The following is a 26,654-nucleotide window of genomic DNA, read 5'->3' as shown; positions in this document are numbered from 1 at the left end:
CGTGTGACGGACCCCGTCTCCGGTGGGAGACAAGGCCCGTCAGCCGTGCGCGGGGTGTCGCGCATCGCACGCCCTCACCCGATAGGCGTAGGGCGGCCGTTCACGGGACGGTGAATCAGTGGGCCGGCCGGCCTCAGCGCACCGCCGCCGGCTGGGCCGGCCGGGCGTCGGCCGCGGGGGCCTCGCGCCCGCACGCGTACGCCAGCGGGCTGATCAGCTCGGCGCCGTCCGGCAGCCAGCGGTTCGCCGCGGAGGGCGGGCGGGCCCACTGGGCGAAACCGGCGGGGCCCACCCTGGACGGCGGTGCCACCGTCCAGTCGCCCTCGCCGCGGGCCACCAGGTCCAGCCGCCCCGGCGGCCAGCCGAGCCTGCGCAGCAGCTCCGGCAGCCTGGCCGCGACTCCGGGGAGCGCCAGGAAGTGCAGCCGCCGGCCCACCCGCCCGGGCGCGGCCGGCACGGCGATGACCGGGCCGAGCTGGAGGTTCATCCGCTCCATCCGGGCCAGCGCCAGACAGCCCGCCACCTCCGGCACGTCCAGGACGTCGAAGGACCGGCCGGTGGGAAGCAGGATCGAGGCCTTCGGCCGGTCGGTCCACCAGTGCCGCACCGCGCCCGGACCGGCGCTCGCTCTGCGGGCCCAGTCCGCGTCGACCGGGTGGGCGCCGGGAAGCGCGCAGCGCGGGTCACCGCACGAGCAGTCGGCCGGTCCGTCCCCGTCAACCAGCCAGGTGCCCGGGGTGATCTCCCAGTGGCGGTTCTCGGCGTGGCCGACGGCTTCGGTGAGCAGTTGGGGCGGTCCGGCGTTCAGGCCCTGGTCGGGGGAGTCTGGGATGTCTTCCACGGGCTGATCAACTACCGTGCGTGAGGCTGGTTACGGCCCGCCGGGGGACGGCGTGTCGCACGGCGGCAATGTCACCCGAACCGGTGAGGCAACCGAGTTGGGGCGGCCCGGGACGGGCGCAGTGGGGGCGCATGGGAGCATTTACCAGGGCGCGTGGGGGGTGGGGATCGTCACCGTGGGTATCCCGCTGGCGTTGCTGATCGCTAACCTGGTGTCAGATTCCTTGGACGGTCGGACAGTCGGCAACAGATCAGCAGAATCTTCGCCCACCGGCCGGGACCGGAGGGTGTGGGGAGGCGAAGCCCAATGGCCGCGAGACCACTTGTCGCACGACAGCCCAACGAGCGTCTGCAGCAGCTGATTCAGGAGGCCAGCTGCTCCAACGCGGGCCTGGCGCGGAGAGTCAACCTCTGCGGGGCCGAGCACGGCCTGGACCTGCGGTACGACAAGACCTCCGTCGCCCGCTGGCTCCGCGGCCAGCAGCCGCGTGGGCAGGCGCCGGCGGTGATCGCCGAGGCGCTCGGCCGCAAGCTCGGGCGGAGCGTGTCGGTCGAGGAGATCGGCATGGCCGACGGCAAGAACCTCAGCTCCGGGATCGGGCTGCAGTTCGCGCCGACGCTGAACGCCGCGCTGGAGCAGGTCTGCGAGCTCTGGCGCAGTGACGTCGGCCGGCGGGACTTCCTGACCGGGGCGACGGTGGCGGCCTCCGCCCTGGTCGAGCCCAGCCGGGACTGGCTGATCACCCCGCCCGACCCGGTGGTGGCGCGGACCGGCGGGACGCGGGTCGGCCCGACCGATGTCGCCGCCATCCGGGCGACCACGGCGATGCTGGTCGACCTCGACCACCGCTTCGGCAGCGGGCACGTCCGCCCGGTGGTCGTCCACTACCTCAACAGTGTGGTCTCCGGGCTGCTCGGCGGCGCCTACCGGGAGGAGACCGGGCGGCAACTGTTCGCGGCGGTCGCCCGGTTGACGGAGCTGGCCGGCTACATGGCGGTGGACACCGGGCAGCCGGGCCTGGCCCAGCGGTACTACATCCAGGCGCTGCGGCTGGCCCAGGCCGCGGACGACCGCGGGTACGGCGGCTATGTGCTGGCCGCCTCGATGAGCCATCTGGCGGCGACGCTGGGGAACCCGCGGGAGATCGCCCAACTCGCCCGCGCCGCGCAGGAGGGCACCCGCGCGGTGGCCACCCCGACGGCGATGGCGATGTTCTACGCGGCCGAGGCGCGCGGCCACGCCCTGCTCGGGGACGCCCGCTCGTGCGAGGCGGTGGCCGCCAAGGCGCTGGAGGCGATGGAGCGGCGCCGTCCGGAGGACGACCCGGACTGGATCGTCCACTTCGACGACGCCTACCTGGCGGACGAGCTGGCCCACTGCCACCGGGACTTGGAGCAGGCCGGCCAGGCCGAGCACTACGCCCGCCGGGCGCTCGACCTGCACCCGCCGACCAGGGTCCGGCGCCGCGCGGTGGACTTGGTGCTGCTGGCCACCGCGCAGTTGCAGCAGCGGGACCTGGAGCGGGCCTGCGAGACGGGCGCGCAGGCGATGCGGCTGCTGAGCGGGCTGCGGTCCAACCGGGGCGTGGAGTACCTGGACGAGTTCCGGCGCCGGCTGGAGCCCTTCCGGGAGCAGCGGGTGGTCCGCGAGTTCCAGGCCCGGGTGGAGGCGGAGGCCGCCTGACCAGGTGTCGGTACGTCGCGTGAGGGGCCGGTGAGGGATGTCCCGCCCACGTGGTCACCTGCTTCGGTGAACCGGTAGCGTGGGCGCGACGTCCAAGGAACTGTGATGCTCCCAAGAACCGACGAGATGTGGTCCGCCGTCAGCGCGCGGTCGTGCACAGGTGAGGAATCGCGTTGAGCCAGCGCCGCTCGTATCCCAACTCGGGTGACTTCAACCTGGACGATCTGTTCCGCCCCGAGCCGGGCCGGCCGCCCGGACAGCAGCCGGGCCAGCCGCAGGGTCCGGGGCCGGGGCAGCCGGGCGTCCCGCCGGTGGGGCAGCCGTCCGGACAGCCGGAGTACCTCGGCGAGGACATGCACACGCCGCCGACCCAGGCCGTCCCGCCCCAGGGCGGCGGCTCGTGGGGCGGCGCGCCGCAGCCCGGGTACGGTGCGCCGCAGGCCGATGCCGCCCAGGCGACCCAGTACCTGCCGCCGTACCCCGGCGCGGACCCGCAGGGCGGCGGCTACCCGGTCCAGCCGGGCCACCAGCAGCCCGCGCCGGGCTACCCGCAGCAGCCGGACCACGGCTACCAGGCGTACCCGCAGGCCGCCCCGTACCACCCCGCCGCCCCGGAGTACCCCGGGCAGGACTACGCCGGTCACGACTACCCCGCGCAGGACTACCCGACCGGCCAGGTCCCGACCGGCCAGGGCGGCAGCGGGCGTTCCTCCGGAAAGCTGATCATCGGCGGTGTGGTGGCCGGCTGCGTGGCGGCCGGGATCCTGGTCGCCGTCCTGATCAACGGGGACGACCCCAAGCCGGGCAAGGAGAAGCAGGCCGCCCCGGTGGCCACCGGCAGCAGCACCGGCGCCGCGACGCCGACCGCGAGCGGTTCGGCCGCCGCGGCCGTCAGCCCGGAGGTCAAGGCCCAGGCCCAGTCGCTCTCCGACCTGCTGGGCACCGCCAGCGACAGCCGCCAGGCGGTGGTCGGCGCGGTGGCCGCGGTGCAGAAGTGCGACAAGCTGCCCGAGTCCCAGCAGGCGCTGACCGAGGCCGCGGGCAAGCGCCGGGAGCTGCAGACCAAGCTCGCGGCGCTGAAGACGGACAAGCTGCAGGGCGGCCCGCAGCTGGTCGAGCAGCTCAACGCGGCCTGGCAGGCCTCGGCGACGGCCGACGACGAGTACGCCGCCTGGGCGGGGGACTCGCAGGCCCCGGGCGCCTGCGACCCGAAGAAGCTGGACAACCAGCACTACAAGAACGCGGTCCAGGCCAGCGGCAGCGCCACCACCGCGAAGAAGCAGGCCTCCGGTCTGTGGAACGCCATCGCGGCCCAGACCGGCCTGCCGACCCGGGGCGACGGGGACCTGTAGGCGGGGCCGACAGTCCAGGGGCCGGTGGCCCCCCGGGAACGGACGACGGAGGGCCGGACCGGTCGGCCGGTCCGGCCCTCCACCGTCGGGCCCGCGGCGATCACGCCGGCGGCTTGCTCCCGGTGAGCACCCAGCGGACGTCCACGAAGCCCGGCTGCTGGAGGGTCATCCGCCCGCCCTTGACCACCTGGTAGGTGACCCAGGTGTTCACCAGCCGCGGCGACTCGGTGCTGGGCAGCATGTTGGTGGTGCCCCAGTTGAGCGGCGGGGTGACCCCGACGTCGACCTGGTCGCCGCTGTCCAGCAGCGCGGTCACCGTCTTGGCGGTGACCGGCCGCCCGGCCGCGCCCAGCCGGTCGGCCACCTGCCGGAACACCTCGTACGCGACCCAGGTGCTCTGCACCCCGGGGTCGGCGACGTCGATCGTCCCGCCGACGGTGTCGCCGCGGACCACGGTGCGCAGCGGGTCCCAGATCTTGGCCGACTCCGGCGGGTACCAGCTGGTCACGTAGGCGCCGGCCAGCGGGCCGCTGTCGCCGCCGGTGGAGTCCACCACCGACTGCTGGACACTGCCGATCACCGAGGCGATCCGGGTGTTCTTCGGGCCCAGCCGGCGGTACGAGTCCAGCAGGCTGCCGGTCGGCTCGGCACCGAGCGCGCTGGTGATGCAGTTCCCGGCCTCGTCCTTGCCGAGTGCCTTGCGGGCCACCGCCGTGTAGTCGGTGGACTGCTCCGGCGCCTTGACGTCCAGCAGCTTGATCCCGGCCGGCTTGAGGGCGTTGGCCAGGTAGCCGAGCAGGTTGTCGCCGGCCGGGGTGTCCGGGCGGACCAGGGAGACGGCCCGGCACCCGGCGTCGACCAGCTGGCGGCCGCTGCCGCCGATCAGGGCCGGCATGCCGCCGCCCACCGGGTACGACAGCGGGCTGCTGAACTCGGGCTGGGACAGGCCGTACCCGCCGATCAGCGGGATCCCGGCGCGCTCCAGGATGGGCATGAAGTTGTCGCCGTACTGGCTGTACGAGCCGATCACGGCGACCGCCTTGGCGTCCACGGCCTGCTGCGCGCAGGCCGTCACACCGTCCGCGGTGTTGTGCTCGTTGCAGGTCAGGACCCGCAGCTTGCGGTTGCCGAGACCGCCCTTGGCGTTGATGTCCCGGCCGATGGCCTCGGCCAGCGCGGTCATCCCGGGCCGGTCGGTGGAGCCGGTGCCGGACGGGGCCCAGGTCATCACAGTGAGGTCGCCACTGCCGGTCGAGGCATCGGCCGGTCCGCCGCACGCGGAGGCCGAGAAGAGGGTTGGGAGCAGGGCCACGGTGGTGACCGCTGCGGCGATCGGGCGGCGGCGACGGTGCCGCGCGATCGGGTTCTGAGCCTGGAACGAGCCCCTTCGGCTGGTCATCGGTCTTCCCTCCCTGGGCGCTGTGCTGCGCACCGGCACCAGCCAAGCCCGCACGCCGCAAGGAGAGAGGGCGGAAAAGCGAAGGGACGGCGAACGAGGGCTGAAATCAGGGCGGGGACGCGTGTAGAGGAGGCGGAGAACGGGAGGAATGTGGAAGTGGAGCCCGAACGGTCGAGGAACGTACGATCGTTCTTCATGTCCGCCAGCACAGATTCTTCGCACCGGTCTGCCCGAAACCCTTCTCGTCCGGGCCACCGCTCCAGCACGATGGGCGGCATGCCGCTCAACGACCTGCCCTGGTGGCGCTGGCGAGCCCGACTGCGCTCGGCGCTGCACATGCTGTCCGATCCCGGTTTCCAGCAGGACACCTGGCTGGCCGGCCGCGAGGGCTACGGCGACGTGACCGACGCCGTCTACCGGCTGGTCGAGGACACCTGGCTGGACCGCTGGTCGGCGGAGAAGTACGTGGGCACGATCTTCCGGGACTCGGCCGAGGCCGCCGTGGTGGACGTCGCGGTGCTGCGGGTGGTCCGGATCCTGCACCAGGTCGGCGCGGACGCCCCGGCCTCCGCCTACCTCGGTCACCACGGCTGGCCGGAGGCCGTCCGGGCGGCCCGGGAGGCGCACGTCAAGCTGGCGGTGAACGACGGCGAGGACCCGGACACCCCGCCCCGGTCGCTGGACGTGCTGCGCATCCTGACCCAGGTCTGAGCCGTCCCGCAGTGCGGGCACCGGGACGGCCGCTGTCCGGAATGTGACACGCTGGACCGTCCACACGACGCAACGACCTCAGGACGGGACAACCCCACCGTGGAACAGCAGACGGCCAGCGCCCAGTACGTCCTCACGCTGTCCTGCCCCGACAAGCAGGGCATCGTCCACGCGGTCTCCAGCTATCTCTTCATGACCGGCTGCAACATCATCGACAGCCAGCAGTTCGGGGACGGGGACAGCGGGCTGTTCTTCATGCGGGTGCACTTCTCCGCCGCCGAGCCGGTCACCGCCGACAAGCTGCGGGCCAGCTTCGCCGCGATCGGCGCCTCGTTCGGGATGGACTGGCAGATCCACCCGACCGAGGAGAGGATGCGGATCGTCCTCATGGTCAGCAAGTTCGGCCACTGCCTGAACGACCTGCTGTTCCGCACCCGGATCGGCGCGTTGCCGGTGGAGATCGCCGCGGTGGTCTCCAACCACACCGACTTCCGCGACCTGACCGAGGGCTACGGCATCCCGTTCCGGCACATCCCGGTCACCCGGGACAACAAGGCCGAGGCCGAGCAGGAGCTGCTGGACCTGGTGGCCAAGGAGAACGTCGAGCTGGTCGTGCTGGCCCGCTACATGCAGGTGCTCTCGGACGGGCTCTGCACCGCGCTCTCCGGCAAGGTGATCAACATCCACCACTCCTTCCTGCCGAGCTTCAAGGGCGCCAAGCCGTACCACCAGGCGCACACCCGGGGCGTGAAGCTGATCGGTGCCACCGCGCACTACGTCACCGCCGACCTGGACGAGGGCCCGATCATCGAGCAGGAGGTGGCCCGGGTGACCCACGACATCACGCCGGACCAGCTGGTCGCGCTCGGCCGGGACGTCGAGTGCCAGGCGCTGGCCCGTGCGGTGAAGTGGCACAGCGAGCACCGGGTGCTGCTCAACGGCACCCGGACGGTCGTCTTCGGCTGAGCCCGACACGCTCCCCGGGCGGCGGCCGGTCGCGGATCAGGGCCGGGACAGCAGCGGCGCCGCCCGGAGCACCTCGCGGATCGCGGCCCGGTCCCCGTGCTCGCCCACCAGCAGCCGGTCCGGGTCGCGGTGCGCGGCGGCGAGCTGGCAGAACTCCAGCCCGTCCAGCACCATCGAGGCCACCGGCTCGCCGAGGGGCGGGCCGCTGTCCGGGCCGTCCAGGGGTATCAGCCACTCGCCGGCCGCCGGGCCGTCGATCACCAGCCGCAGCCGCCGGCCGGGGCGCCCGTCGTCTCCCGGCCAGTGGGCGGGGGCGGCGGCGGGCCCGGGCCGGGAGGCGCGGAGCCCGGCCAGCGCGGGCGGGAGCATCCGGACGGCCAGGTCCACCATCTGCCGCAGGTGCTGCGGTGCGGGCGGGGCGTACGGGTACGCGACCGCGCGTGCCACGTCCTCGCCGTGGACGTAGCACTCGAAGGCCCGGTCCACGAAGGCGTCGCGCAGCGGGACGACGGCGAAGCCGAAGTCGACGGGGGTGTTGCCCTGCGGGGCGAGGGCGGCGGAGCGGACCAGTTCACGGGTCTGCCGGCGCCAGCGGGCGCGCACCGACTGCGGTGGCCGGTCGGCCTGTTCGGCGGTCAGCCGGGCGGTGCGCCCGGTGATCCCGGCGAACGGCGGGCCGCCCTGCGCGGGCACCCGGGGGACCGGCGGGGCCAGGGTCTGCGGCGGCACCCGGCGGTCCGGTGGCGGCGGTGCGCCGCCCGGGACGGGGTCGGGCAGACCGAGGGCGAGGGCCAGATAGCCGTCCACGGCGGCGAGATGGCAGAGCACCTCGGCCGGGCGCAGGTGCTCGGTGCCGCCGTGCCAGGGGAGTTCGGCCACCTCCTGCCACTCCTCCGGGCCGAGGTCGCGCAGCAGGGCGTCGAGCTTGGCGGTCTCGGCGGTGTAGGGGGCGCCCCAGGCGGGGACGGGCAGGTCGGCCGGGCGCCGGGAGAGGCACCAGCCGAGCACCTGCTGGCGCAGTGAGCCGGGCTGGTCGAGGGGTTCGTCGGCGGCGAGCCAGTCGGCCGCGTCCCGCAGCCGGGCGGCCTCCCCGACGCACTCGGGGCAGGCCCGCAGGTGCTGTTCCCGGTCGGCGGCCTCGCGGGGCGGGCAGGCGCCGAGGGCCCAGGCGCCGGGCCGTGTCCGCAGCCGGTCCACCGCGCGGCGGTGGGTCAGGGCGCCGAGCCAGGAGCGCAGTGTGTCCTGGGCGGGGTCGAAGTCCTCGGGGTGCTCCCAGAGATGGGCGAACATCTCGCGGGTGAGCCGGTCCGTGGCGGTCTGGTCGGCCAGGATCCGCCCGGCCAGGCCGTGCACCATCGGTGCGAGCTGGTCGTAGAGTTCGCCCAGCGCCGTCTCCTCGCCGCGGGCGAGGCGCCGTTGGAGCTGTTCGTCCCAGCGCGGGGCGCTGCCGGGGGTGGTCATCGGTCACCACCCTCCTGCCGTGGGGTTTTCCGCCGTGGGGCCGCTGCCGTGGTCAACGGTATCCCGCGGTCTTCCGGGGACGGACGGATTCCGTGAAGAATGGAACCCCGGGCTTCGGATCGTCACATCGTGCGATCGACCGCCGATCCCGCTGTTCGAAGGCCGTTGGACATATGTCGCACGGGTGGTTCGCGAGTGGCGGGCACGGTGTCGGGGGCGTCCGGCGGTAGGTTCGCCACTGCGTGTCCGGTGGCTCGGTCCGGGCCGGACGGCAGCCGGCGCGGGGCTCGCGAGAGTGAACGGGACAGTATGCACTGCCCTGTCCCCCGATCGCTGGAATATGCCCGAAGCGCTTGCTGCGGTCCGCTCGCCGAACCATCCTGAGGCGTATTCGTGACGCAGCCAGTGCGCGACGGACGGGATGGCGCGGGCGAGTTGTACGGCGGCCCGGCCTTCGGTGGGCGTCAGGGCCGGCCGGCTGGACGATCCGGCCTCGATCGAGACGATGGCCGAACTGCGAGTGCGGGTGGTGGAGCGGTGCAGGTTCTTCAAGTACAGCTTGCGGTGCAGGCGGACCCCGCCGAGGTCGGCCGGGCCCGCCGGTGGGTGCGCTCACGGCTGCTGAACCACGGTGTGGACCCGGACGCGCCGATCGCCGAGACGGTGGTGCTGGTGGTCTCCGAGCTGGTGACCAACGCCGTGGTGCACACCGGTTGTCCGGCGGTGCTCCGGCTCTGCTTCCCCGTGGACGGGGAGAGTTGCGGCTCCGGTGCGGGCGGGGTGCGACAGTCGGCGACGGTGGGCCCGCTGCGGGTCGAGGTCGCGGACGCCAGCCAGGTGGCCCCCGCCCCCCGGCACGCCGGAGCGGACGCGGACGCCACCAACGGGCGCGGACTGGAGCTGGTCGAGCTGCTCTGCGACCGCTGGGGCTGGTACCCGGACGGTTCGGGCAAGCGGGTCTGGTGCGAGATCGGCGCGGACGCCCGGCCGGCGGATCCGTTGGCCGGTGCGGACTGGGCCGCGCTGGCGCCCTGAGGCCCGGACGGCTCCTCGGGCGGCTCCTTCTTCCCGGCCTGCGATCATCGGGCCGAAACCTGACGCAACCATTCCGAATTTCTGACAAACCATTGACGTGACGTATCCGACTGATCACTCTTGGGAGCAGCTCTCCGTCGCGAGGGGACGCCGAGGGAACACTTGAACGCCGCTGCGGTGCTGCTGTCCAGGGGGATCATGTCAGCAGGGGGGTCGCGGTCTGCCGGTCGTGTGGTGGCTCCTTGGCGAGTGCGGAGTGTCGGTGCGCGGGTTTAGGGCCCGTGCGTCGCGATTGGATGGCGGCCTGCCGTGCCGTGCTCGGGGTGCGTGCGGCCTGCCGCCATCCAAATCGCCCGTACCGGACACCGGCTTTCGGTCACTTGACCACTCGGCCCGCAGCCGCCCGGCTCGCCCGGTCCGGTCGGCCCGTCGTGGCTCAGGCCGGCTGCTCCACCGCCCGGAAGGCCTGCCGGTATCTGCTCGGCGCCACGTCCAGGCGTCCGCGCAGCTGGAGCCGGAGCGAGGCCGCGGTGCCGAAGCCGGACTCCCGCGCGATCTGGTCGATCGTCAGGTCCGTTCCCTCCAGCAGTTGCCGGGCCCGCTCGGTGCGCTGCACCGTCAGCCACTGGCCCGGGCTGCTGCCCGTCTCCTCGCGGAACCGCCGGGTGAAGGTCCGTACGCTCATGCCCGCACGGTCGGCGAGTTGGCGCAAAGCGAGCGGTCGGTCCAGGTGTTCCAGCGCCCAGGCGCGGGCGGACGCGGTGCCGGCGCCGCCCTCGTCGGCCGGGCCGGGCACCTCCACGTACTGCTTCTGGCCGCCCTCCCGCCACGGCGGCACCAGACAGGTGCGGGCGACGGCGTTGGCCACCGCGCTGCCGTGGTCGCGGCGCACCAGGTGCAGACAGAGGTCGACCCCGGCGGCCACCCCGCCGGAGGTGAGGACGTCGCCGTCGTCGGTGAACAGCACGTCGGGGTCGAGCCGGACCTTCGGGAACAGTGCGGCGAAGCGGTCGGTGTAGCGCCAGTGGGTGGTGGCCGGGCGGCCGTCCAGCAGGCCGGCGGCGGCCAGGACGAAGGAGGCGGTGCAGATCGACACCAGCCGGGTGCCGGGCCTGATCCGGGCCAGCGCGGCGGTCAGTTCGGGCCCGACCACGGCGTCCACCTGCATCGGGCCCGGGTCCATGGAGGCCGGGATCACCACGGTGTCGGCCTGCTCCAGCAGTTCGGGGCCGTGCTCGACGGCGATCCGGAAGTCGGTGCTGGTCTCGACCGGGCGGCCGTCCACGGTGCAGGTGGCCACCCGGTAGAGCGCTTCGCCGGCCGGGTCCTTGGCCGACTCGAAGATGCGGGAGGGGATGCCCAGTTCGAAGGCGACCACCTGGTCGAGGGCCAGTACCGCTACCCGGTGCGTCATTCCGGCGTCCTTTCGTCGGCTCTGAGCGTCGGTCCAGCGTACGCCCCGTCGGTGGCCCGATCCTTGCGAAAGCTGGCAGTCAGGCCACTCGTGGCGGTCGGGGCCGTTCGGGAGACTCGGCCTGGTGAACGAACGGAACGCCCCCACCGCCCCCAGCGCCCCCGCACCGCCCACCGCCCCCGCACTCCCCACCGCCGGGCCGACCGCCCGTTGGCGCCGGCCGCACTACGCCTGGGTGGTGACCGCCGTCGCCCTGCTGGTCCTGCTCGGCTCGGCCGGCTTCCGCTCCACGCCCAGCCTGATGATGGAAGCGCTGCACAACGAGTTCGGCTGGTCGACGGCCACGATCTCCAGCGCGACCTCCGTCAATCTCGCCCTCTACGGCCTCACCGCCCCCTTCGCCGCCGCCCTGATGGACCGTTTCGGCGTCCGGCTGGTGGTGGTCTGCGCGCTGCTGACCATCTCGGTCGGCTCCGGCCTCACCCTGCTGATGCGCGAGCCCTGGCAACTGGTGCTCTGCTGGGGCGTGCTGGTCGGCCTCGGCAGCGGTTCGATGGCCGGCGCCTTCGCCACCACCGTCACCGGCCGCTGGTTCCAGGCCCGCCAGGGGCTGGTCACCGGTGTGCTCACGGCCGCCGGCGCGGCCGGCAACCTGGTCTTCCTGCCGATCGGCGCCTGGCTGGTGGAGCAGCACGGCTGGCGCTCGGCGGTGGTCGTGGTCTCGCTGGCGGGCAGTGCGGTCGCCGTCCCGGTGCTGCTGCTGATGCGCGAGCGGCCCGCCGACCTCGGCCTCCTTCCCTACGGGGCGACCGAGGCGCCGCCCGCCCCCGCCGCCCAGGGGCGGGTGCTGACCCGCTCGCTGAGGGTGCTCCGCGACGCGGCCCGCAGCCGGGCGTTCTGGCTGCTGGCGGGTTCCTTCGCGATCTGCGGCGCGACCACCGCCGGACTGGTCGGTACCCACTTCATCCCGGCCGCCCACGACCACGGTCTGCCCGTCACCACCGCGGCGAGCCTGCTGGCCCTGATCGGCGTCTTCGACGTGATCGGCACGATAGCCAGCGGCTGGTTCACCGACCGCCTCGACTCCCGGACGCTGCTGGTCGTCTACTACGCCCTGCGCGGTTTCTCGCTGTTCCTGCTGCCGCAGCTGTTCGCGGGCTCGCTGGAGCCGCCGATCCTGGCCTTCGTGATCTTCTACGGGCTGGACTGGGTGGCCACCGTGCCGCCGACCGTCGCGCTCTGCCGCCGGCACTTCGGCGAGGACGCGCCGATCGTCTTCGGCTGGCTGCTCGCCTGCCACCAGATCGGCGCCGCCCTGGTGGCCGGGCTGGCCGGCCTCGCCCGGGACGCGCTCGGCGACTACGACCTCGCCTGGTACGGGGCCGGCGTCCTCTGCTTGGTCGCCGTGCTGCTCTGTCTGGCGCTGCGCCCGGACCGCCCGGATCGCCCGGACTGTCCGGACCGCACGGATCGCACGGACTGTCCGGACCATCCGGACCGTTCCGTTCCGGCATTGTCGTAAGGGGCGGTTAGGCTCTGCGCCCATGACGCTTTCCTTCACCCTGGACCCCGAGCTCGACCCCGACCTGCGCGCCGCCATAGTCCGGCTCTGGACGGACGTCACCAACGCCGGCGGCGCGGTCGGGTTCGTGGCACCGGTGACGGAGGGCGAGGTCCGGGACGTCGCCGAGGAGCAGTTCGCCGGGGTCGAGCCGGGGCGGCCCGACCGGCTGCTGATCGCCCACGAGGAGGGCACCGGCCGGCTCGCCGGCCTGCTGTTCTTCGAGTCCATGCGGTTCGGGCCGATGGACCACTGGCGGATGCTCAAGCGGGTCATGGTGCACCCGGACTTCCAGGGCCGCGGCTACGGCGCCGAGCTGATGGCGGAGGCCGCGCGGGTCGCCCGGGACTGGGGCCTGGACGGCCTGCGGCTCACCCTGCGCGGAGGGCTCGGCCTGGAGGCGTTCTACGCCCGCTCCGGCTATGTCGAGGTCGGCCGGGTGCCCGCGGCGATCCGGGTCGCCCCGGGGGACGACCGCGACGACGTCACCATGTGGCTCGACCTGCGCTGACACCGGGGCCGGTGGGGGGGCGGTGGAGCGAGGGGGACGGCCGACCCGTTCCCCGTGGCGCCCGTGGGGCATGCTTCACTGGGAGACCGGCCCACTCCCCGCGCAGTGAAGGATGTGTCACCCCAGTGAGCAGCAATGTGAGCACCAAGCCGCACGCCACGCTCCGCTACACCTCCCTGCGGGTCAGCATCTTCCTCGGCTGCCTGCTGGTCGCCCTGCTGCTCGGCCACTTCGGGGTGATCCCGGTCAGCGGCCAGGCCGGCGTGATCTTCCTCTTCCTGCTGGCCGCCCTGGTCTCGGCGCCGCTCAGCTACGTCCTGCTGAGCAAGCAGCGCGACGAGATGTCGGCCCAGATCTCCGACAAGGTCACCGGCATCCGCTCCCGGACGGCCGACCGGATCGCCGCCCAGAACGCCGAGGAGGACGCCGCCGACGACGCCGCCCGCGCGGCGACCGCCCTGCAGAACTGACCCCCGCCGCAACCGTGCCCGTTCCCGCCGCCGCCCCCGGGGCCGACCGTGAGCAGCCGGCCGGCCCGGCCGCCCGTGCCGGGAGCGTCGCCGGCACCTGGCCGGCCCCCGTCCGCCGGCCCACCGGGCGGGACGTGGCCCGGCTCGCCGGCGTCTCGCAGGCCACCGTCTCCCTGGTGTTCTCCGGCTCCGAGGCCGGCCGACGGGTCTCCGAGGCGACCCGTGAGCGCGTCCGGGAGGCCGCCCGCAGCCTCGGCTACCGCCCGCAGGCGGCCGGGCGCCAACTGCGCCTGGGCCGCAGCGGCATGATCCTGCTGGCGGTGCCGAACATCCTCGGACCGTTCTTCGGCCGGGTGCTGGAGGGCGTCCACGAGGAGGCGGGCCGGCACGGCCTGGCCGTGGTGGTCAGCTCCGGCTGGGGCAGCGCCACCCTCGCCGACGCCGCCACCACCAGCCGCTTCGACGGTCTGCTGATCTGCTCCCCGGACGACAGCCAGCTCGGTGAGCTGCCCGCCGACACCCCGGCCGTCTTCCTGGACGCCGACCCCGGCACCGACCGCGCCCGCCCCACCGTCGAGCTCGACGTGGCCGGCGGGATGCGGGCCGCCGTCGAGCACCTGGCCGGGCTCGGTCACCGCCGGATCGGACGGCTGCGCTCCACCCACGCCGCGTACACCTTCCGGGTCCGCCAGGCCGCGTTCGAACAGGCCGCCGCCGGGCTCGGCCTGGAGGTCGTCGAGCTCGGCGTCAGCCTGAACGAGGGCCAGCCCGCCGCCCGCGGTGCCGCCCGCCGGCTGCTGGAGCGGCCGGACCGCCCGCCCGCGGTGATCTGCGACGACGACGTGGTGGCCTCCGGCGTCTACCAGGCCGCCGCCGAGCTCGGGCTGCGGGTCCCCGCCGACCTCTCCGTGATCGGTATCGACAACATTCCGGTGGCCCAGCTCCTCACCCCGCCGCTCACCACCGTCGACCTGCCCGGTGAGGAGCTGGGCCGGGCCGGGGTCGAGGCGCTCGCCGGGCTGCTCCGCGGCGACCCGGTCGCGCCGGTCCCCCCGCTCACCACCTCGCTGGTGCTGCGCTCCTCCACCGCTCCGGCGGGCGGCCGTCGGGGCTGACCCGTACGGGTGAAATACCGTCAGCCCGCGGGCACCGCCACCGGCTCGGCGGCCGGGGTGGCCGGCAGCGGCCGGAACCAGCGGCGGGCGCCGAACAGCAGCAGGGCGCCCAGCCCGATCCCGCCCGCCGCGCAGAGCGCCACCGAGCGCAGCGAGTCCTCGGCGAGGTTGCCGGAGACGGCGTAGCCGAGCGAGTTGCCGGTCGCGAACAGCGTCACCAGCCAGGCGAACGCCTCGGTCACCGTCCCGACCGGCGCCAGCTCGGCGACCAGCACGAACGCGGCCGCCAGCAGTGGCGCCAGCCCGATCCCGGAGAGGAAGGCCAGTCCGGCCGCCGGGTAGGGCCCGGGCACCAGCACCAGCGGCAGGTAGCAGAGCGCCATCCCGACCGCCATCACCCAGGTGCGGGTCGCCGTGCTGCTGCGCCACCGCACCGCGCCGTACGCCAGCGCGCCGAGCAGGCCGCCGAGCGCCGCCAGCGCCAGCAGCGTCCCCGCGCCGCCCGGCAGCCCGCCCTCGTGCTCCTCGGCGTAGGCGATGAACAGCACGTTCTGCGCGCCGACCGCCCAGCCGGCCCCGGCCAGTCCGATCAGCAGCAGCACCAGGCCGGGGGAGCGCAGCGGCCCGAGCAGTCCGGAGGAGTGTTCGCGCGGCGGGGCCTGCCAGGCCCGGGCCGGGCCCGCGGTGGCCACGACCAGCGCACCGGCCAGCCCGAGACCGGCCGCCACCCAGAGCGCGGCGACCGGGCTGAACACGCCCGCGATGCCGGCCACCGCGAGCGGGCCGGCCACGTAGAGGATCTGCTGCGAGGCGGAGTCGAAGGCGTACGCGGTGTCGAGCTGCTTCTCCTCGACCACGTCCGGCCAGAGCGAGCGCAGGCACGGTTCGAGTGGCGGCATGGCCAGCCCGGCTATCGCGGCGCCGGCCGGCGCGGCCAGCGCCGAGCCGGGCGCGAGCGCCAGCAGCGCGTACCCGCCGCCGGCGACCGCGGCGGAGGCGAGCAGGACACGCGGCTGCCCGGTGCGGTCCACGATCCGGCCGAGGACGGGCCCGCCGACGGCGGCCGAGATCGCGTACGCGGCGGTGGCCAGTCCGATCCGGCTGTACGGTGCGCCGGCCTCGCGCAGGGCCAGGGCGATCACCAGGGCGGTCATGCCGGCGGGCAGCCGGCCGAGCAGGGTGCCGAGGAGCAGCCGGCCGACGTGCGGGGCGCGGAGCAGGGCGAGGTAGCCCATGGACGGGTCTCCGGTTCTGGGCAGGGGTGAGCGGGGCGCCGTCAAAGTTATACGTATAACTACTTGCCGGTCAATCGGCCCGGGTGGCTGATCTGATGGGGTGTCAGCGTGGTTCGTGTCCGCATCTCAAACAAACACTTTGAAGATCTCAAACCTTTACTGCTAACGTAACGGCCATGACCACCTCAGGCGCACCCCGGACGCACGGCATGGGCTCGACGCCCACGGCCGCCCGCGTGTGCCGCCTGCCGGGTGCTGTGGACAGCCCGCGCCGTTGTCGCGCCATGAGCTGTATCCCGGCGGCACGCCCCTGACGAGGGCTGAGCCCTCCCCGCTCGCCTCGTGCGCCGTGTCGCCTTCCCCGCCTCATCTCACCGTCAGCAACGCCCTTCCCGGAGCCGCACCGTCATGTCCACAGCGCCCGAGGCGACCTCGTCGCCGTCCGTGCTCGCCAGAATCCGCAAGACCCCGTTCTGGGTCCAGATCGTCGCCGGCCTCGTGTTCGGTGTCGGTCTCGGCTACCTGGCCCGCTCCGCCGACATCTCCTGGCTGGCGACCACCCTGGAGACCATCGGCAAGATCTTCGTCCAGCTGCTGAAGCTGGCCGTCCCGCCGCTGGTGTTCACCGCGATCGTGGTGAGCGTCGCCAATCTGCGCAACGTCACCAACGCGGCCCGGCTGGCCGTTCGCACACTCCTCTGGTTCCTGATCACCTCGCTGATCGCGGTCGCGATCGGCCTGGGCCTGGGCCTGCTGACCAACCCCGGCCAGGGCACCAACCTCACCACCGAGGGCCTGAAGGCACCGAAGTCGTCCGGTAGCTGGATCGACTTCCTGACCGGCATCTTCCCGACCAACATCGTCACCGCGTTCACCGAGGTGAACGTGCTGCAGATCGTCTTCATGGCGGTCGTGGTCGGCGCGGCGATCATCAAGCTCGGCGCCAAGGCCGAGCCGGTCCTCAAGCTCAGCGAGTCCGTCCTGGAGCTGACCCAGACCGCCCTGTGGTGGGTCATCCGGCTCTCCCCGCTCGGCACCCTCGGCCTGATCGGCAAGTCCGTCGCCAAGTACGGCTGGGACCTGCTGAAGCCCTTCGCGACCCTGACCGCGGACGTCTACATCGGTTGCGCGCTGGTGATGTTCGTCGCCTACTCCCTGCTGCTGAAGTTCGCCGGCGGCCTCAACCCGCTGAACTTCTTCAAGGGTGCCTGGCCCGCCATCCAGCTGGCCTTCGTCTCCCGCTCCTCGGTCGGCGCCCTGCCGGTCACCCGCCGGGTCACCGAGCGCCTCGGCGTCCCGAGCGAGTATGCGAGCTTCGCGGTTCCGTTCGGCGCCACCACCAAGATGGACGGCTGCGCCGCGATCTACCCCTCGCTGGCCGCGATCTTCGTCGCCCAGGTCTACAACATCGACCTCGGCATCAGGGACTACCTGCTGATCGCCTTCGTCTCGGTGATCGGCTCGGCCGCCACCGCGGGCCTCACCGGCGCGATCGTGATGCTGACGCTGACCCTCTCCACCCTGGGTCTCCCGCTGGAGGGCGTGGGCCTGCTCCTCGCCATCGACCCGATCCTCGACATGATGCGCACCGCGACCAACGTCGCGGGCCAGGCGCTGGTGCCGGTCCTGGTCGCGGCCCGCGAGAAGACCCTCGACCTCGTCGCCTACAACAGCCCCACCGGCGACCTCTACGGGGACGCCCCGGCCGCCGGCATCCCGGCCCAGTCCGCCAAGGGCGGTACGCCGGCGACCGCCTGACCCCGGCTCCTCAGGCCGACGCGGGCGGGCCGGGGCACAAGGCAGGGGGCCCGCCGGATCGGCGGGCCCCCTTGGGTGTTGCTCTTGTGCTCATGGTGACGGCCGTCGGGGGCCGTCGGCGGACCCGATGGGGTCCCGAGCGATCAGAACATCAGAGGATGGTCAGATAGCGGTGACGTTCTCCGCCTGCGGGCCCTTCGGGCCCTGGGTGACGTCGAAGCTGACCGCCTGGTTCTCCTCCAGCGAGCGGAAACCGTTCGCGTTGATGGCGGAGTAGTGGACGAAGACGTCGGGGCCGCCGCCCTCCTGGGCGATGAAGCCGAAGCCCTTCTCAGCGTTGAACCACTTGACGGTTCCCTGAGCCATGCCGTTCTCCTTGCGAGGCGTGTTGGGGACCACACCGTGTGGTGCCCGGTCCGCTGCGCTGATCGCCCTGCCTCCGGACGGGTCCGGAGTTTTTCGATATTGCTGAAAAACTACAAAAAGCCTGCGGTTACATGCTCCGCAGGCTTCAAGTACTGCAAGGGGAATCAAACTGCAACTGAGGGCAACGCTAGCATGCGGTCGCTGTGACGACCAGGGGTGACTTGCGGGGTGGACAGGGCGTGTCGTAAGGGCGGTGAGGGGCTTCCCGGAGGGCGGGCATACCCTGCGGGGAGGCGCACGAACAGCAAGGGAGCGGCGCAGTGTCAGCAGCGGATGCGCAATCGCGGGAGCCCCGGGAGAACACCCCGGTCAGGCCGCGGGTCGGGCATATTCAGTTCCTCAACTGCGTCCCTCTCTACTGGGGTCTGGCCAGAACCGGCAATCTGCTCGATCTCGACCTCACCAAGGACACCCCGGAGAAGCTGAGCGATCAGCTGGTCGGGGGTGCGCTGGACATCGGGCCGATCACCTGCGTGGAGTATCTGCGGCACGCCGACGAACTGCTGGTCCTGCCCGACATCGCGGTCGGCAGCGACGGCCCGGTGATGTCCTGTGTGATCGTCAGCAAGGTGCCGCTCGCCGACCTGGACGGCCGCCGGGTCGCCCTCGGCTCCACCAGCCGGACGTCGGTGCGCCTCGCCCGGCTGCTGCTGGAGGAGCGGGAAGGGGTGCGGCCGGAGTACTTCAGCTGCCCGCCCGACCTGGACGCGATGCTCGCCGAGGCGGACGCCGCCGTACTGATCGGCGACCCGGCCCTGCGCGCCTACCTCGGACAGGCCGCCGCCCAGGGGCTGACGGTGCACGACCTCGGCGAGATGTGGAAGGAGTGGACCGGGCTGCCGTTCGTCTTCGCCGTCTGGGCCGCCCGCCGCGACTTCGCCGAGCGCAGCCCGGAGTTGACGGCGGCGGTGCACCGGGCGTTCCTGGAGTCCCGGGACCTCTCGCTGGTGGAGGCCCGCGAGGTCGCCGAGCACGCGGCCCGCTGGGAGGCGTTCGACGCCGAGGTGCTGGAGCGGTACTTCAGCGAGGCGCTGGACTTCTCGCTCGGCGAGCGGCAGTTGGCGGGCGTCGCCGAGTTCGCCCGCCGGGTCGCCCACGACAGCGGCTTCGCCCCGGACGTCGCCGTTCGACTGCTGGACGCCGAACCCGTACCCGTGGCCGTCGCCTGATCCCGGTACGGTGCTGGTCCCGGGCGGGCCGGACGTGCCGGACGTGCCGGACGTCCTGGGCGGGCGGCGAGGGGAGCGTGCGGGATGCAGGCACTGGGGTCGGAGGATCCGCGCCAGGTGGGCGAGTACCGGCTGCTGCGGCGGCTCGGTGCGGGCGGGATGGGCCGGGTCTACCTCGGCCGGACGGCCGGCGGCCGCACGGTCGCCGTCAAGCTGGTCCGCGGCGAACTGGCCGAGGACGCCGAGTTCCGGGCCCGGTTCCGGCAGGAGGTCGCCGCGGCCCGCCGGGTCGGCGGCGCCTGGACGGCGCCCGTCCTGGACGCCGACACCGAGGGCGAGCACCCCTGGGTCGCCACCGGGTACGTCGCCGGGCCGGCCCTCGGCGAGGCCGTCCGGGCGGTCGGGCGGCTCCCCGAACTGGCCGTGCGCAGCCTCGGCGTCGGGCTGGCCGAGGCGCTGGCGCACGTCCACGCGCTCGGGCTGGTGCACCGGGACGTCAAGCCGTCCAATGTGCTGCTCACCCTGGACGGGCCGCGCCTGATCGACTTCGGCATCGCCCGCGCGCTGGACGCCACCAGTGGCGTCACCCAGTCCGGTTATGTGGTCGGCTCGCCCGGCTTCATGTCGCCGGAGCAGGCGGAGGGCCGGCCCGCCGGGCCGCCGAGCGACGTCTTCTCGCTCGGCGCGGTGCTCGCCTACGCCGCCACCGGCGTACCGCCGTTCGGCGAGGGGGTGAGTGTGGCGGTGCTGCTCTACCGGGTGCTGCACGAGGAGCCCGACCTCGCCGGGCTGGGCCCCGCGCTGCGCCCGGTCGTCGCCGCCTGCCTGGCCAAGGACCCGGCCGACCGGCCCACCCCGCGCGGTCTGCTCCAGTGGCTGGACGCCGACGGCGCGGCCGCCGGGCGGCTGGCCCGGGGCGGCTGGCTGCCGCCCGGGCTGGCGGAGGAGGTCGGGCGCGGCGCCGTCCGGCTGCTCGACCTGGAGGGGGAGACCGGCCCGGACACGGCCGGGGCGCCGCCGGCCGCGCCGCTCACCGTGCCGCCGGAGGACGCCCGGCCGGTGGACCGGACGCCGACGCTGGTGCCGGCGGCGGAGCCCGGCCGGACGGCGGAGCCCGGCGGCCGGCGCTGGATCGCCGGGCTGGTGGGCGGCCTGGTCCTCGCGGCCGTGGCCGCCGTCCTCGGCCACCAGGTCTACCGGGGGCTGGAGCAGCCCGACGCCACCGCCACCGCCGAGACCACCTCCTCTTCCTCCTCCTCCGTGGACATCTCGGTGACGGCGTCGACCTCGACGACGACCTCCTCCACCACCACGACCGTCACCCAGCCGCCGCCCGGCACGGCCGCCGGCCCGAGCGTCGTCCCGGCGGCCTTCGTCGGCACCTGGAGCGGCGACATGACCACCGAGAAGGGGCTGCCGGCCGGCACCACCACGCTCACCATCGGCCCGGCCGCGCTCGGGCAGGCGAACACCACCAGCCGCAACGCCGCCACCGGCCTGATCCCGGTCAGCTGCGAAGGGTCCTGGACGCTCCGCTCGGCCTCGCCGGAGAAGCTGGTCTTCGTCTCCCGGCTGGTCCGCTCCTCGCTGCCCGGGGCGTGCACCGGCGGGTCGAACGCGGAGACGCTCACCCTCCAGAAGGACGGCACGATCCGGTTCACCTCGGACGACCCGGCCGCCGGGAACCCGTCCGGAACGCTGCGGAAAGCGGGCTGACGCGGGGGCGCGCGGACGCTGGCGTAGGCTGGTTCGGCCGTACCGGTACGCCGTGCTGAGCAGGGCGTACCGAGAACCACGCAGCAGTACCCGAGAGAGAGAAGGCCGCCAGGTGTCCGAGCTCGCAGCGACCACCCTCGATGCGCCCAGCACCGACCTGCAGGCCGTGCTCGACCGGGCCGCGGCCGGGGGCCGGATCAGCCCGGAGGAGGCGCTGGAGCTGTACCGCTCGGCGCCGCTGCACGCGCTCGGCTCGGCGGCCGACACGGTGCGCCGCCGCCGCTACGCCGGTACCGAGCACATCGCGACGTACATCATCGAGCGCAACATCAACTACACCAACGTCTGCGTGACGGCGTGCAAGTTCTGCGCCTTCTACGTGCCGCCGAAGAGCGACAAGGGCTGGTCCCGCGACCTCGACGAGATCCTGCGCCGCTGCGCGGAGACGGTCGAGCTGGGCGGCACCCAGATCATGTTCCAGGGCGGGCACCACCCGGACTACGGCGTGGAGTACTACGAGCGCGCCTTCTCGGCGATCAAGGCGGAGTTCCCGCAGCTGGTGATCCACTCGCTGGGCGCGTCCGAGGTCGACCACATGGCCAGGATCTCCGGGGTGTCGGTCGAGGAGGCCATCACCCGGATCCACAAGGCGGGCCTGGACTCCTTCGCGGGCGCCGGCGCCGAGCTGCTGCCGGAGCGGCCGCGGAAGGCGATCGCGCCGCTCAAGGAGTCCGGCGAGCGCTGGCTGGAGATCATGGAGGCGGCGCACGGCCTCAGCGTGGAGTCCACCTCCACCATGCTGATGGGCACCGGCGAGACCAACGCCGAGCGGATCGAGCACCTGCGGATGATCCGCGACGTGCAGGACCGCACCGGCGGCTTCCGGGCCTTCATCCCGTACACCTACCAGCCGCAGAACAACCACCTCAAGGGTTCGACCCAGGCGACCGTCTTCGAGTACCTGCGGATGATCGCCATCGCCCGGCTCTTCCTCGACAACGTGGCGCACATCCAGGGCTCCTGGCTGACCACCGGCAAGGAGGCCGGCCAGCTGTCGCTGCACTACGGCGCGGACGACCTCGGCTCGGTCATGCTGGAGGAGAACGTGGTCTCGGCGGCCGGCGCCAAGCACCGCTCCAACCTCACCGAGCTGATCCACCTGATCCGGGCCGCCGGCCGGGTGCCCGCCCAGCGCTCCACCACGTACGAGCACCTGCGGGTGCTGGACGACCCGGCGAACGACCCGGTCGACCCGCGGGTCGCCTCGCACATCGCCTCCACCGCGATCGAGGGCGGCACCGCGCACCCCGAGCTGAAGATCCTCGACAACGGCTGAGCGCTCCCGACCGTGCTCACCCTCCACCGGGCGGCCCTGCTGCTGCCCGATCCGGCCGACCCCACCGCCCCGTCCGTCGCCGACGGGGCGGTGCTGGTGCGCGGCGAGCTGATCGAGGCGCTCGGTCCGTACGCCGGGCTGGCGGCCGCCCACCCGGCGGCCCGGCTGCGCGACTGGGGGGAGGGCCTGCTCACCCCCGGCCTGCGCAACCCGTACGGGCACTGGCTGCTGGAGCGCGCGTACCACCCCGACCCGCGGGAGAACGCGGGCAGTGAGCCGGTGCCCGGGGGCGTGACGGACGCGACGGACGAGACGGCGTGCGGCGCGAGCGCCCGGCGCGGGCTGCAACGGATGCTCGGGTTCGGCGTGACGGCGGTGGCCGGGCCGTTCGAACGGGCCGCGGTCCGGACCGCGGTGGCCCGCTCGGGGCTCACCGCGCTGCCCGGCGAGGGTGCCGAGGGCCCGCTGGACCCGCTGGCCGTCCTGCCGCTCGCGGCGGCCGTGCACGGCCCGCTGGGGGCCGGGGGCCGGGCCGACTTCGCGGTGTTCGCCCCCGGTGGCGCGGGCCCGCTGCCCGGCGGCTGCCTGGCCACCGTCCTGGCCGGGCGACTGGTGTACCGGCGGCGCTGAGCCCGGCATTCTACTCGCCGGTAGTCGGATGTGCGTACGGGGCAAGGGACTTCCTTCGTGTGCCGTCGAACTCCGGTGCCGGGTGGATGGTCTGATTCACCCTTCGCCGTGACCTGAGGGCCCGCCAGCGGATACGATCCCGGACAGCTCACTCCGTACCCTCACCACGTACCGCCCGCCCCCGCGGGTGGCGGGGCCCCGTGCCAGGCCCCGACGGCAAGCCAGGACAGGAACCATGCGATCCGCGACCGTCCCCCCGCCGCGATCCCCGCGGATGGGCCGTGGCTGGTACCTCGCCGCCGTGCTCAGCGCCGTGCTGGCCGTCGGCATGTGCCTTCTCGGCTGGCGTCAGGCCGACCAGGCGGACAAGATCGGCGCCAACCCGGTGAGAGTCGAGGGGGTCGTCACCCAGCTGCCCACCGGCGGCGGCTCCTACAGCAGCGTCAGCTACCGGGCCGTCGGCCAGCCGCACACCGCCGCCGGGCTGCCGGTCGCGGACGGGGCCAGGGTGGGTGACGCGGTCTGCCTGGAGCACGCCGCCGACGACCCGGGCGCCGTCCGGATCTGCGGCGACACCTACCCGCAGCCGGTCGGCGTCGGACTGGCCCGGTTCAGTGTGCCGGTGGCCGTGGTGCTCTTCGTCGTCTGCGTCGTGCGCATCCGCCGGCACCACCGGGCGCTCGCCCTCCGCGGCGGCCAGGGCCGGATCGCCAGCACCATGGCCCTGGCGACCGACGCGCTGGCCGACGGGATGCCGGCGATAACGCACGGCAAGCGCTCGCGCCGACGGCGCCGCTCCGGCGGGCGGCGCGCCCTGCACTGAGGCCGTCGGCGCCGCCCCGGCCCGGGTCGGCGTGCCCCCTTGCCCGGCCTGTCGGGGCCAGGGTGAACAATGGGGGAGTGACCCGAGCCTCTCTGGACAAGCAACCGCACGAAGTCGCCGCCATGTTCGACGACGTCGCGGCCAAGTACGACCGCACCAACGACGTGCTCTCCCTCGGCCAGGCCCGCGCCTGGCGGCGGGCGGTGGCCGAGGCAGTGGCCGCCGGACCGGGGGACCTCGTGCTCGACCTCGGAGCCGGCACCGGCACCTCCTCGCTGCCCTTCCAGGAGGCCGGCGCCAAGGTCGTCCCGTGCGACTTCTCGGTCGGCATGCTGGCCGAGGGCAAGCGCCGCCACCCCGAGCTGCCGCTGACCGCCGGGGACGCCACCAGCCTGCCGTTCGCCGACGACACCTTCGACTCGGTGACGATCTCCTTCGCGCTGCGCAACGTCCAGGACACCGACGCCGCGCTGCGCGAGCTGTTCCGGGTCACCAAGCCCGGCGGCAAGCTGGTGATCTGCGAGTTCTCCACCCCGACCTGGACGCCGCTGCGGACGGTCTACACCGAGTACCTGATGCGCGCCCTGCCGCCGGTCGCCACCGCGGTCAGCAGCAACCCGGACGCCTACGTCTACCTCGCCGAGTCCATCCGGGCCTGGCCCGACCAGCCCGCGCTGGCGGCGAAGCTGCAGGAGGCCGGCTGGTCCAAGGCCGCCTGGCGCAACCTCACCGGCGGGATCGTCGCGCTGCACCGCGCGTACAAGGTCGCGTAACGCCGTGCTCCGGCCGCGCGGGCCGGGGGGTGTCCGGCACCCCCCGGGTCAGCCGCGCGGCCAGACCACGCCCTGGAGGTCCTCGATCGAGCGGTTGAGCCGGGTCAGCGACTCGGCCAGGACCGCGACCTCGGCGTCCGTCCAGTCCGCCAGGACGCGGCCGAGCCCCTCCTGGTGACGGCGGCGGTCCGCCGCCAGCGCCTCGGCGCCGGCCGGGGTGATGGCGAACTTGCGGGCCATCCCGCCGTCCGGGTCCGGGATCCGCTTCACCACGTCCGCGCGCAGCATCGCGGCCGCCTGCCGGTTGACGGTGGAGGTGTCCAGCTGGAACGCCTCCGCGAGCTGCCCGATCGACATCGGCCCCTGCGTCTCGATCCGGGAGAGCAGCAGATAGGCGGAGCGCTCCAGCTCCCCGCCGCCGCGCCCGCCGGCCATCGCGTGGTGGCGTCCGACGAGCATCAGCTCCCGTTCGATGTCGTCCAGATGGTCCCTCACGCGTGCCTCCGGGCGGCTGTTTCTCCCTGCGACGTCCGCATTCATGGTAACCACGGGGGGTTCATGTGCATGGTGCACGCACTATGCACGGCTGGGCCGGCCGGGCTTCGGTACCGCCCTCGGATCCCGTGCCGGGGGCGGCAACTAGACTGCCGGGGACAACGCCGCCGTCCCCCAGCCGCAGCTCCAGGAGAGTGCCCACCGTGTCCGAGACCGCAGTCGACCTCAGCGACCTGAGCACGGGGACCGTCGAGAGCACGGCCGATGTCATCGTGGTCGGCGCGGGCCCCGCCGGTGCCACCACCGCGTACTACCTCGCCCAGGCCGGCCTGGACGTGCTGCTGCTGGAGAAGACCGCGTTCCCGCGCGAGAAGGTCTGCGGCGACGGCCTGACCCCGCGTGCCACCAAGCAACTGGTCGACATGGGCATCGACGTCTCGACCGAGAACGGCTGGCTGCACAACAAGGGCCTGCGGATCATCGGCGGCGGTGTCCGGCTGGAGCTGGACTGGCCGGAGCTGTCCGCCTTCCCCGACTACGGACTGGTCCGCAAGCGGGCCGACTTCGACGAGCTGCTGGCCCGTCAGGCCGTGAAGGCCGGCGCCCGGCTGTACGAGCGCTGCAACGTCAGCGGCCCGGTGCTCGACGACCGCACCGGCCGGATCGTCGGCGTCACCGCCAAGCTCGGCGAGGAGAAGCGGCCGGTCACCTTCCGGGCGCCGCTGGTCGTCGCCGCCGACGGCAACTCCACCCGGCTCTCGCTCGCCATGGGCCTGCACCGCCGCGAGGACCGCCCGATGGGCGTCGCCTACCGGACGTACTTCACCTCCCCGCGCCACGACGACGACTACCTGGAGTCCTGGCTGGAGCTGTGGGACACCCGGGACGGCCAGCGCAAGCTGCTGCCCGGCTACGGCTGGATCTTCGGCATGGGCGACGGCACCTCCAACGTCGGCCTCGGCATCCTCAACTCCTCGCCCGCCTTCGGCGAGCTGGACTGGCGCGAGGTGCTCAAGGCCTGGTGCGCGAGCATGCCCGGGGAGTGGGGCTACACCCCCGAGAACATGACCGACCCGATCCGCGGCGCCGCCCTGCCGATGGCCTTCAACCGGCAGCCGCACTACACCCGGGGCCTGCTGCTCGTCGGTGACGCCGCCGGCATGGTCAACCCGTTCAACGGCGAGGGCATCGCCTACGCGATGGAATCCGGCCAGATCGCGGCCGGCGTCATCGTCCAGGCCCACGCCCGGGTCACCCCGACCGGCCGCGAGCGCGCCCTCCAGGCGTACCCGCGCATCCTCAAGGACGTCTACGGCGGGTACTACACGCTCGGCCGCGGCTTCGTGAAGATGATCGGCAACCCCAAGGTGATGCAGCTCGCCACCCAGCGCGGGCTCACCCACCCCGTCCTGATGAAGTTCGTCCTCAAGATGCTCGCCAACCTCACCGACCCGCAGGGCGGCGACGCCATGGACCGCATCATCAACGGCCTCGCGAAGGTCGCGCCGAACGCCTGACCGCTGGGCGGGTGCGCGGAGCGCCTCGTTGTCGGCCGCCGAGCCGTCCTCCACGCTGTCCGGGACGGCGGGCGCGCAACCGGGTGACGGGTGTGCCCGGGGCGCCGGGGGTGCTTCGCCGGCGCCTCCGGCGTGTGCGCGGGGCCCTGGTGCCGGGGGAAGGTTTCGAACCCTCACGCCCCCTGGGGGACACTCGACCACAGGGGTCGAGCGCGTCTGCCAGTTCCGCCACCCCGGCCGGCCCGCCGGCGACCGTG

General features: G+C 73.5%; 24 protein-coding genes and 1 tRNA gene. 17 read left to right on the top strand and 8 right to left on the bottom strand.

Annotated features, from left to right (window positions below; genetic code table 11):
- Nucleotides 1–133: 133 nt before the first annotated feature.
- On the bottom strand, nt 134–841 hold the full coding sequence (locus ACIO5D_RS08015; RefSeq protein ID WP_400653720.1) for a bifunctional DNA primase/polymerase: 708 nt from the start codon (nt 839–841) through the stop codon (nt 134–136).
- Nucleotides 842–1,147: 306 nt separating this feature from the next.
- Between ACIO5D_RS08015 and ACIO5D_RS08010 the strand changes: the two genes are divergently transcribed.
- On the top strand, nt 1,148–2,524 hold the full coding sequence (locus tag ACIO5D_RS08010) for a transcriptional regulator (RefSeq protein WP_363607864.1): 1,377 nt from the start codon (nt 1,148–1,150) through the stop codon (nt 2,522–2,524).
- Between the two features lie 173 nt (nt 2,525–2,697).
- The gene (locus tag ACIO5D_RS08005; RefSeq protein WP_400794323.1) at nt 2,698–3,876 is read left to right on the top strand and encodes a hypothetical protein; all 1,179 of its coding nucleotides are present in this window, start codon (nt 2,698–2,700) and stop codon (nt 3,874–3,876) included.
- A 100-nt stretch (nt 3,877–3,976) separates the two neighbouring features.
- On the opposite strand, the gene ACIO5D_RS08000 is transcribed toward ACIO5D_RS08005, so the two are convergent.
- On the bottom strand, nt 3,977–5,275 hold the full coding sequence (locus tag ACIO5D_RS08000; RefSeq protein WP_363607862.1) for an ABC transporter substrate-binding protein: 1,299 nt from the start codon (nt 5,273–5,275) through the stop codon (nt 3,977–3,979).
- A gap of 195 nt (nt 5,276–5,470) precedes the next feature.
- On the opposite strand from ACIO5D_RS08000, the gene ACIO5D_RS07995 reads away from it, so the two are divergent.
- Together ACIO5D_RS07995 and purU are read left to right on the top strand one after the other, a co-directional pair.
- Nucleotides 5,471–5,986 carry a hypothetical protein gene (locus ACIO5D_RS07995; protein WP_363607861.1) on the top strand — a complete coding sequence of 172 codons (516 nt, stop codon included), beginning with the start codon at nt 5,471–5,473 and terminating at the stop codon, nt 5,984–5,986.
- A 99-nt stretch (nt 5,987–6,085) separates the two neighbouring features.
- Complete coding sequence (gene purU / locus ACIO5D_RS07990; protein WP_363607860.1) at nt 6,086–6,952, top strand: formyltetrahydrofolate deformylase; 867 nt, start codon at nt 6,086–6,088, stop codon at nt 6,950–6,952.
- Between the two features lie 36 nt (nt 6,953–6,988).
- Here the strand turns inward: purU and ACIO5D_RS07985 are convergent, their stop codons facing one another.
- Nucleotides 6,989–8,413, bottom strand: a complete 1,425-nt coding sequence (locus tag ACIO5D_RS07985) for a sigma factor (protein WP_400794321.1) — start codon at nt 8,411–8,413, stop codon at nt 6,989–6,991.
- A 537-nt stretch (nt 8,414–8,950) separates the two neighbouring features.
- Here ACIO5D_RS07985 and ACIO5D_RS07980 point away from each other — a divergent pair.
- Nucleotides 8,951–9,448, top strand: coding sequence for an ATP-binding protein (locus tag ACIO5D_RS07980; protein WP_363607858.1), 498 nt, complete (start codon nt 8,951–8,953; stop codon nt 9,446–9,448).
- Nucleotides 9,449–9,884: 436 nt separating this feature from the next.
- On the opposite strand, the gene ACIO5D_RS07975 is transcribed toward ACIO5D_RS07980, so the two are convergent.
- Nucleotides 9,885–10,862 carry a GlxA family transcriptional regulator gene (locus ACIO5D_RS07975; protein ID WP_400757320.1) on the bottom strand — a complete coding sequence of 326 codons (978 nt, stop codon included), beginning with the start codon at nt 10,860–10,862 and terminating at the stop codon, nt 9,885–9,887.
- A gap of 124 nt (nt 10,863–10,986) precedes the next feature.
- Between ACIO5D_RS07975 and ACIO5D_RS07970 the strand changes: the two genes are divergently transcribed.
- The 4 genes from ACIO5D_RS07970 (at nt 10,987) to ACIO5D_RS07955 (ending at nt 14,519) form a co-directional block, all read left to right on the top strand.
- Nucleotides 10,987–12,384 (top strand): MFS transporter, encoded by a 1,398-nt coding sequence (locus ACIO5D_RS07970; protein WP_400794319.1) that lies wholly within the window; start codon nt 10,987–10,989, stop codon nt 12,382–12,384.
- A 22-nt stretch (nt 12,385–12,406) separates the two neighbouring features.
- Nucleotides 12,407–12,934, top strand: a complete 528-nt coding sequence (locus ACIO5D_RS07965) for a GNAT family N-acetyltransferase (RefSeq protein ID WP_400794317.1) — start codon at nt 12,407–12,409, stop codon at nt 12,932–12,934.
- A 125-nt stretch (nt 12,935–13,059) separates the two neighbouring features.
- Complete coding sequence (locus ACIO5D_RS07960) at nt 13,060–13,404, top strand: DUF4229 domain-containing protein (RefSeq protein WP_363607855.1); 345 nt, start codon at nt 13,060–13,062, stop codon at nt 13,402–13,404.
- Between the two features lie 14 nt (nt 13,405–13,418).
- Nucleotides 13,419–14,519 (top strand): LacI family DNA-binding transcriptional regulator, encoded by a 1,101-nt coding sequence (locus ACIO5D_RS07955; protein WP_400757323.1) that lies wholly within the window; start codon nt 13,419–13,421, stop codon nt 14,517–14,519.
- Nucleotides 14,520–14,539: 20 nt separating this feature from the next.
- On the opposite strand, the gene ACIO5D_RS07950 is transcribed toward ACIO5D_RS07955, so the two are convergent.
- Nucleotides 14,540–15,754, bottom strand: coding sequence for an MFS transporter (locus ACIO5D_RS07950; RefSeq protein WP_363607853.1), 1,215 nt, complete (start codon nt 15,752–15,754; stop codon nt 14,540–14,542).
- 408 nt (nt 15,755–16,162) lie between these two features.
- Between ACIO5D_RS07950 and ACIO5D_RS07945 the strand changes: the two genes are divergently transcribed.
- A complete protein-coding gene (locus ACIO5D_RS07945; protein ID WP_400794315.1) occupies nt 16,163–17,512 on the top strand; it encodes a dicarboxylate/amino acid:cation symporter in 1,350 nt (449 codons plus the stop codon).
- A gap of 162 nt (nt 17,513–17,674) precedes the next feature.
- Here ACIO5D_RS07945 and ACIO5D_RS07940 read toward each other — a convergent pair whose 3' ends face one another.
- On the bottom strand, nt 17,675–17,878 hold the full coding sequence (locus ACIO5D_RS07940) for a cold-shock protein (protein WP_057227626.1): 204 nt from the start codon (nt 17,876–17,878) through the stop codon (nt 17,675–17,677).
- Between the two features lie 320 nt (nt 17,879–18,198).
- Here ACIO5D_RS07940 and ACIO5D_RS07935 point away from each other — a divergent pair, with 320 nt between their 5' ends.
- From ACIO5D_RS07935 to ACIO5D_RS07910, 6 genes are all read left to right on the top strand, one after another.
- Entirely contained in the window at nt 18,199–19,107 is a 909-nt protein-coding gene (locus tag ACIO5D_RS07935) for a menaquinone biosynthesis protein (RefSeq protein WP_363607851.1), read from the top strand.
- 84 nt (nt 19,108–19,191) lie between these two features.
- A complete protein-coding gene (locus tag ACIO5D_RS07930; RefSeq protein ID WP_400794313.1) occupies nt 19,192–20,823 on the top strand; it encodes a serine/threonine-protein kinase in 1,632 nt (543 codons plus the stop codon).
- A 112-nt stretch (nt 20,824–20,935) separates the two neighbouring features.
- Nucleotides 20,936–22,159 (top strand): cyclic dehypoxanthinyl futalosine synthase, encoded by a 1,224-nt coding sequence (mqnC, locus tag ACIO5D_RS07925; RefSeq protein ID WP_400794311.1) that lies wholly within the window; start codon nt 20,936–20,938, stop codon nt 22,157–22,159.
- A gap of 12 nt (nt 22,160–22,171) precedes the next feature.
- Nucleotides 22,172–22,789 carry an imidazolonepropionase-like domain-containing protein gene (locus ACIO5D_RS07920; protein ID WP_363607848.1) on the top strand — a complete coding sequence of 206 codons (618 nt, stop codon included), beginning with the start codon at nt 22,172–22,174 and terminating at the stop codon, nt 22,787–22,789.
- 235 nt (nt 22,790–23,024) lie between these two features.
- On the top strand, nt 23,025–23,612 hold the full coding sequence (locus ACIO5D_RS07915) for a hypothetical protein (protein ID WP_363607847.1): 588 nt from the start codon (nt 23,025–23,027) through the stop codon (nt 23,610–23,612).
- A 77-nt stretch (nt 23,613–23,689) separates the two neighbouring features.
- Nucleotides 23,690–24,385 carry a demethylmenaquinone methyltransferase gene (locus ACIO5D_RS07910; RefSeq protein WP_363607846.1) on the top strand — a complete coding sequence of 232 codons (696 nt, stop codon included), beginning with the start codon at nt 23,690–23,692 and terminating at the stop codon, nt 24,383–24,385.
- A 48-nt stretch (nt 24,386–24,433) separates the two neighbouring features.
- Here ACIO5D_RS07910 and ACIO5D_RS07905 read toward each other — a convergent pair whose 3' ends face one another.
- Nucleotides 24,434–24,844: a MarR family transcriptional regulator gene (locus ACIO5D_RS07905; protein WP_400794391.1), complete on the bottom strand. Its 411-nt coding sequence runs from the start codon at nt 24,842–24,844 to the stop codon at nt 24,434–24,436.
- Between the two features lie 239 nt (nt 24,845–25,083).
- On the opposite strand from ACIO5D_RS07905, the gene ACIO5D_RS07900 reads away from it, so the two are divergent.
- Nucleotides 25,084–26,397 (top strand): geranylgeranyl reductase family protein, encoded by a 1,314-nt coding sequence (locus ACIO5D_RS07900; protein WP_363607844.1) that lies wholly within the window; start codon nt 25,084–25,086, stop codon nt 26,395–26,397.
- Between the two features lie 147 nt (nt 26,398–26,544).
- Here the strand turns inward: ACIO5D_RS07900 and ACIO5D_RS07895 are convergent.
- A tRNA-OTHER gene (locus ACIO5D_RS07895) sits at nt 26,545–26,635 on the bottom strand.
- Between the last annotated feature and the right edge of the window lie 19 nt (nt 26,636–26,654).

It is taken from the genome of Kitasatospora sp. NPDC087315 (genome assembly GCF_044744345.1).
Taxonomy (GTDB): Bacteria; Actinomycetota; Actinomycetes; order Streptomycetales; family Streptomycetaceae; genus Kitasatospora.
Note: the sequence above shows the minus strand (reverse complement) of the source record. Positions and strands in the feature narration are given on the sequence as shown.